General features: G+C 36.9%; 7 protein-coding genes and 1 tRNA gene. 3 read left to right on the top strand and 5 right to left on the bottom strand.

The window, feature by feature from the left end:
• A partial coding sequence (locus R3333_RS01640) for a glycoside hydrolase family 113 (protein WP_318956833.1) occupies nt 1-825 on the top strand: 825 nt, incomplete at its 5' end.
• Between the two features lie 41 nt (nt 826-866).
• Here R3333_RS01640 and pepT read toward each other — a convergent pair.
• Nucleotides 867-2,108 carry a peptidase T gene (gene pepT / locus R3333_RS01635; RefSeq protein ID WP_318956832.1) on the bottom strand — a complete coding sequence of 414 codons (1,242 nt, stop codon included), beginning with the start codon at nt 2,106-2,108 and terminating at the stop codon, nt 867-869.
• A gap of 19 nt (nt 2,109-2,127) precedes the next feature.
• The gene (locus R3333_RS01630; RefSeq protein WP_318956831.1) at nt 2,128-3,909 is read right to left on the bottom strand and encodes a MutS-related protein; all 1,782 of its coding nucleotides are present in this window, start codon (nt 3,907-3,909) and stop codon (nt 2,128-2,130) included.
• A 44-nt stretch (nt 3,910-3,953) separates the two neighbouring features.
• Between R3333_RS01630 and R3333_RS01625 the strand changes: the two genes are divergently transcribed.
• Nucleotides 3,954-4,862, top strand: a complete 909-nt coding sequence (locus R3333_RS01625) for a DMT family transporter (protein WP_318956830.1) — start codon at nt 3,954-3,956, stop codon at nt 4,860-4,862.
• Here the strand turns inward: R3333_RS01625 and R3333_RS01620 are convergent.
• Nucleotides 4,846-5,250 carry a response regulator gene (locus R3333_RS01620; RefSeq protein ID WP_318956829.1) on the bottom strand — a complete coding sequence of 135 codons (405 nt, stop codon included), beginning with the start codon at nt 5,248-5,250 and terminating at the stop codon, nt 4,846-4,848. The genes R3333_RS01625 and R3333_RS01620 overlap by 17 nt on opposite strands.
• A gap of 233 nt (nt 5,251-5,483) precedes the next feature.
• On the opposite strand from R3333_RS01620, the gene R3333_RS01615 reads away from it, so the two are divergent.
• Nucleotides 5,484-5,612, top strand: coding sequence for a hypothetical protein (locus tag R3333_RS01615; protein ID WP_318956828.1), 129 nt, complete (start codon nt 5,484-5,486; stop codon nt 5,610-5,612).
• 56 nt (nt 5,613-5,668) lie between these two features.
• On the opposite strand, the gene R3333_RS01610 is transcribed toward R3333_RS01615, so the two are convergent.
• Both R3333_RS01610 and R3333_RS01605 read right to left on the bottom strand, forming a co-directional pair.
• Nucleotides 5,669-6,601 (bottom strand): M23 family metallopeptidase, encoded by a 933-nt coding sequence (locus tag R3333_RS01610; RefSeq protein ID WP_318956827.1) that lies wholly within the window; start codon nt 6,599-6,601, stop codon nt 5,669-5,671.
• A gap of 57 nt (nt 6,602-6,658) precedes the next feature.
• A tRNA-Pro gene (locus R3333_RS01605) sits at nt 6,659-6,733 on the bottom strand.
• Nucleotides 6,734-6,855 lie beyond the last annotated feature (122 nt).

Below are 6,855 nucleotides of genomic sequence, written 5' to 3'. Positions count from 1 at the left end.
TCCCCTTTTGCTTTCGTGCGCAAAAACAACCCTGAGATCGTATACAACACTTCCTATCAATGGGAAAGTGAAAAACCTGAAGGCGTTTACAAAGCTATTGAATCGGCGCAAAAAGAGAACTTAAAAATTATGCTTAAACCGCAATTATGGGGACATGATCTTTTTACGGGACATCTTGAATTCAAAAAAGAAGAGGATTGGCAAGTATTTGAAAACACTTATAGAAAGTATCTTTTATCTATGGTCCACATTGCAGATTCAGCCGGAGTTGAGCTATTCTGCATTGGAACTGAATTGGCGAACTTTGTTAAACAACGTCCACAGTTTTGGGAAAAATTAATTAAAGAGATTAGAACAGTATATTCAGGAAAAATCACTTATGCAGAAAACTGGGACAAAGTAGAAGAATTCCCCTTTTGGAGTCAGCTCGATTTCATTGGCAGCGATGCTTACTACCCACTTTCTGCAGCGGAAACACCGCGTATTGAAGAACTCAATAAGGGTTGGTCAAAATGGTGTAAAGCACTTGCCTCGCTATCGAAAAAAGTCAACAAAAAGGTACTGTTTACAGAATGGGGTTATCGTTCCATTACCAAAAATGCACTAGAACCCTGGAAGCATGGTCAAACCAAAGAAGTAAATTTTGAAAATCAGACCCATGCCTATAGAAGTTATTTTGAGAGCGTGTACCATCAAGATTGGTATGCTGGAGGTTTTTTATGGAAATGGTTTCCTGAAGTCCATGGGCTTCCTCTGCAAAAAGACGGTTACACTCCTCAAGGTAAACCAGCCTTAGAGGTTTTTACCCAACTCAAAAAAAAATAGCCACACCTTTCGGCATGGCTATTCCATATCTTAAAAAACTATTATTCTGCGTTTCTTTCCCAGATTTGAACCAATTCTTTCATAGTAGCAACCGCTTTTTCCATGTCTTGAACACTTACGTATTCGTGTCTAGAGTGAATTGCCATTTCTCCGGTGAAGATATTTGGACAAGGTAAGCCCATGAAAGACAATCTACTTCCATCAGTTCCACCTCTAATGATTACATTCTTTGGTGTAACACCAACGTTCTCCATTGCTTCAATTGCATAGTTGGTAACGAAAGGAACTGTTTTCAATATTTCTTTCATGTTTCTGTACTGTTCTTTTACTTCAAAGGTGTAAGAACATCCAGTATACTTACCGACTACCTCTTTAACAATAGCTTCTAAACGAGTTTCGTACTCCGCTAATTTTGCCGTTTCATGATCTCTGATGATAAACTGAACTGTACATTCTTCCATTGCTCCATTTACGGCAACAGGGTGTACAAATCCTTCTCTTCCTGATGTAGTTTCAGGAGACCAGCTATCTTTCGGTAAAGCATCGATAAATTCACTTGCCAATTTAAGTGCGTTCACCATTTTATTTTTGGCGTATCCTGGGTGAGCACTAATACCCTGTATCTTTACTGTTACAGCATCAGCAGAGAAACTTTCATCTTCAATACTTCCTAAAACACCACCGTCTAAAGTGTATCCATAGTCAGCCTTCAATTTATCCATATCTAATTTATCCACACCTCTCCCTACTTCTTCGTCTGGTGTAAATAAAATTCTGATATCTCCATGAACCACTGATGGATCTTTCATCAAGTGCTCGGCGAAATCCATGATACAAGCAACACCTGCTTTATCATCTGCACCTAAAAGTGTTAATCCACTTGCGGTAATTAAATCGTCTCCAATTTTTTCTTTCAAGTACGGATGTCTATCTGTTGTAATTACCTGTGAATTATCATCTGGTAAAACGATTGGAGCTCCGTCGTAATTTTTGTGAAGGATAGGTTTCACGTTTTTCCCCGTAACATCAGGGGCAGTGTCCATGTGTGCACAAAAACAAATCGTAGGAACTTTTTTACTTGTGTTAGATGGAATGGTTGCAAAAACATATCCCCATTCATCCATATAAGCATCATTAATCCCAAGGTCTTTCAATTCTTGAACAAGAATCTGAGCCAAATCTTTTTGCTTCATTGAAGAAGGAAATGTTTCAGAGTTTGGATCTGCCTCTGTATCTACCTGAACGTATTTCATCAAACGTTCTGCTACTCCTATCGTATCCATATATATTATTTATGCTTTGTTAAACTAATTTCATTTGTTCGAGTAAGAAACTTGCATTCATATTCTTCACTACTCCATGGTGCATTTTGTAGCTAAAGCTTATGTTGTCTCCTTCTATTATACTATCGAAATATTGATTCTTTATGCGACTATCTTCATCCGCTAACTTTGTTAAAGACAAGTCATGTGTAGCAATAATTCCTTTGGTATTTAAAGCGATAAGCTTTTTTAAGAATTTTGCAGAACCTTCTTCTTTGTCTTTGCTGTTTGTTCCTTTTAAAATTTCATCTAAAACGATAAAGATTTTCTCTCCTCTATCGATAGCATCTACAATAAAACGCAAACGTATCAATTCTGCATGGAAATATGAACTTTCTTCGGTTAAATTATCTGCTGTTCGCATACTGGAGTACAACTTAAGTTTTGGGAATTTAAATTCCTTGGCTACCACAGCAAACCCTGCCTGGGCAAGTGCCAAATTAACTCCGATACTGCGCAAAAAGGTTGATTTCCCCGCCATATTTGGTCCAGTAATTATAACAAACTGCTCCTTCTCCTTGAGTTCAAAATCGTTGGTCACCATTGCTCCACTTAGTAAGAACGGATGTCCAAGTCCCTCTACCTTTATAGAAGCATTTTCTTCTTCCTCGAGCACAGGATAACACAATTGACTCTGATAATTATACCTAAAATTCATTTGAGAAATCAACACCTCCATATCCAATAGCTCTTTTTCCCAATCGTGGATATGCGCGGCATATTGCTTCTTCCATTTGCTCAAACTATACATCATTTGCAAGTCGTATGCTCCAAACATGTTGAATACGATGGACACCATGAAATTCATACGCAAATCAAAGCGCTCCAAGGTCTTTTTCAATTGTTCTAACGCATTATCAGCACTGTGCTTACCCTCAAACAATTTAGACTTAGCGCCATCAATTAAACGACTCGTTGCCTTCAACTCTCGCATCAATATTAATTGTCCGCGCAATGCATCTAACCTACCTTGAATTTTAGATAACTTAGCGGCTTGTTCATTGGTGCGTTTTAATAATAAGCCAACCGGAATTAAACAGAACATTAAAATCAACATAAAATAGCTATCCGGAATTCTATCGAGGATTTTAGCAATCAATCCTAATCCGGCTATAATCGGGAAAATAATTCGGGCCACATTCAACCACTTAGGAAGTACCAATTCTTCCTTAGACCAAAGGTCTATATAGGTTTCGTCCTTTCCCTCATCAACTTTTCCTTTCGCTCTAAAATCTTGGGTCCAACTCACTTCTTTGAGCAATGCCTCAGTTGCCTCATGGTAGGCCTCTACATTTTCTACTCCCTCACTCAGCTGTTGAGCAAGTAAGGCTTTACCCTTTGCAGAGACAGCTCTGTTTAAATATTGAAAAACACTTTTTGCCCCGAAGAAATCCATGTCATAAGTAAATGGATGTTGATGGTTTTTAAACGATTCTCCTTCGTCAAATGCACTAAAATCACCTGCTAATACTTGAAGTTCATCCTCATTAATCTTCACAAGGGCTTTGTTGAATTTGATTTGTGCTTTTACATCAATACTTTTCCTCACAACAAAAAGAAAAATCCCAAAAGACAGAGCTGCTGTAGTTAGGGCTAAATAGAGGGTGCTGAAAAAGAAATAAACACAAAGTGGGATGGCTAGAAAAAAGACCAATCTTAGCGCCACGTAACGGTTAGAGCGTTGTTGAAGAAGGTTGAGTTTTTCTTGAAGAAGTTGTATTCTTTCTTGGTAATATTCTTTGGGCGACACTTTTATTTCCAAAGATAAAAGAGAATATCAACTCAGCAAGTTACCTTTGCGGCGAAATGAACAAAGGAATACTATATATCGTCCTGTCGGGCTTAATGTTTTTAATCGTTAATGTATTTGTTAAATCTTTAGGTGCAGGTTCGGATGCGCTGTTATCAGATTTACAAAAGTACCCGGTACACGAAATTGTACTTTTTCGTTCTATCATATCATTGATCATTAGCTACGCGATTATTAAACGAAAAAAACTACCTGTTTTTGGGGTGAATAAAAAATGGCTTATTATACGTGGTATTTGTGGAGTAACTGCACTTACGAGTTTCTTTTATACCATCAACCACTTACCTATTGCCATTGCGGTTACCGTTCAATATCTATCTCCTGTTTTCACAGTTCTATTCACTTTTCTATTCCTAAAAGAAAAGGTCAGTAAAAAACAATGGATTTTCAGTTTTATTGCTCTTCTTGGAGTATTCATCATTGGTATCTCCAAATACCTGAGTACGAATACTGAACTCAGTAAAATCGAACCTGTTTGGGTAGGACTAGGAATTTTTTCTGCCTTGAGTGCAGGAGTTGCTTATTTGGCCATCATAAAATGTAAAGAAACCGACAGTCCTATTAACGTCGTTATTTATTTTCCGATGGTAGCCTTCCCCATCATGCTCTTTATGTGTTTCTTTGAATTTGTAGTACCTGTTGGTATTGAATGGATCGTACTTTTGATAATTGGTGTATTTACCCAATTTGCGCAGATTTTTATGACCAAAGCTTTACACTACGGCCCAGCTGCTACAGTTATGCCTTTTAAATATCTAGGAAGTGTTTACGCTTTAATGGTCGGTATGTTCATATTTGGAGAATTTATCTCATTCTATGCATATTTGGGTATTACCGTTGTTCTTATTGGAATACTAGGTAATACCATGCTCAAAAAACCTATAAAGCTTAAAAGAAGTCGTTAATAATACTCTTCACCACCTCCTCTTCTAAGGGCTTATTGATGAAGTCTTGCACGCTTCCATCTTCCGTTGCTTTCTGTCTATCATCAGGATTTACAGATGTTGTTAACATAATCATGACGTGCTTTCCTTTTTGACTCTGAGGGAGCTTATTATACTCCTCTAAAAATTCCCATCCATTCATAACGGGCATGTTGATATCTAAGAAAATGATATCCGGTCTAGGATGCTCTCCTTCTTCTTCTGATTTTAAGAATTCCAGTGCTTCTTCGGCATTTTGCATTGCGATAATTTCATCCGCAATATCCATGTCTTCCAACAAAATTTGGTGAAGATAATTTGTTGGCTCATCGTCATCAATCAGCAAAATGCAATTAACTTTCTTTTTCATATATATGTGTTAAATTGGAAGCAGTAATTTCTATTGATAGCGGTATTATTTTCTATACCCTTTCACCCAATAAAAACCACTTTCATTTCGTAATAATCAAGGATTTACACCTCTACTTTTACGCCCGATTTTATTAATCAGATGGTGGAAAATAGTAAATATTTTCATAAGTACCACTTGTTTTCTTCCAATTCCGAGGATTAAACGATGAATGCGATGAACAATTTAAAATTGTGGAATATAATCCTAACCACCACAATGAAATTCCAAAAAACATCAATGCTCACCTTCCATTTGCGGGTACAAATAGTTTCGATAAAGAACTCCCTAACATCGCAGAAATAAAATGCAACGAGGTTTAACAAGGACTAAGGTTCTAGCGCTAAAAATACGTTGAGATAAATAATGGGAAGTTAACTTACCTTACTCGTAATGACCTACCAATTTTTAAGGTAGTAGTTGGTCGAATACCATTTAACCTACATAAAGTACTCACTGAAGTGTGATATTTCCTTGCTAGGTGACCTAATGTATCTCCCGATCTAATTCTGTGGTATTTTTTAGTTTCTCCGTTTATATTTAAATCAGAATCCGCTAAATACGAAGGTGAAGCACCGGGTCTAAACAAAGAACCATAGATAAATAAGTTTTGATCTCTTACCACTTTGTTTTTAAAGTCAATAATTTCCTCAGGGTTCATTGGAGCATCAAAAAATCTCACCTCAAAATGTAAATGAGAACCGTATGAATGTCCAGTATTCCCACCTAAACCTATAGGTTCCCCTGCTTTCACCCATGTATTGGGAGCAACCAAATGTTTTGATAAGTGAGCATAAAAGGTTTCTAATCCGTTGTAATGACGAATAATTACCAAATTCCCAAAACCTTCAGGGTTGTATTTTGCATATCTAACTTTTCCATCAAAAGCTGCATAAACAGTATCTCCGGTTACTAAATCGATATCAATTCCATTGTGGTAACGTCCTCTTCTGTACCCATAACGAGAGGTGATTTTACCATCAAAAGGCATTACAAAAGTATTGTATGAAGAATCTAAAACACACGTCCAAATTGTATCTTTAATTTTGGAAGGATCGTTTTTTTTATTTGAAGTATAGCACACTTCATTATCCCAGGTCTGAATGAAGTTATAGGTTGAATCTTCACAGAACATACTGTAAATCTCTTCATTCAATACTCCATCAAAATTCAAATCTTCTAGGTATTCCCAGGTTCTATCATCGTACATTACTACATCCCCGTTTTCAGATGGAATGGTATCAATAATATTCTGCGCCAGCATTGTTAATGGTGCAATGAATACACTCAGTAGAAATAATTTTGTTTTCATATTAAAAAGAAAAAATGTCCGTACTTGCGGACATTAACATTCGTAATAAATCAGTTGTCGGGATGAGAGGATTCGAACCTCCGATCTCGCGCCCCCCAGACGCGCACTTTAACCGGACTAAGCTACATCCCGAAATACAGCTTGCAAATATAACTTCCTTTTCACTTTTCACAAGTTGGAAGATGGATTAAACTCAACAAAAATCTGTTAAAAACTGATAAAGTTTTCAAGAATACTTCCCTTTATTCCACAAT

The organism is Lishizhenia sp., assembly GCF_033720595.1.
Taxonomy (GTDB): Bacteria; Bacteroidota; Bacteroidia; order Flavobacteriales_D; family Crocinitomicaceae; genus Lishizhenia.
Note: the sequence above shows the minus strand (reverse complement) of the source record. Positions and strands in the feature narration are given on the sequence as shown.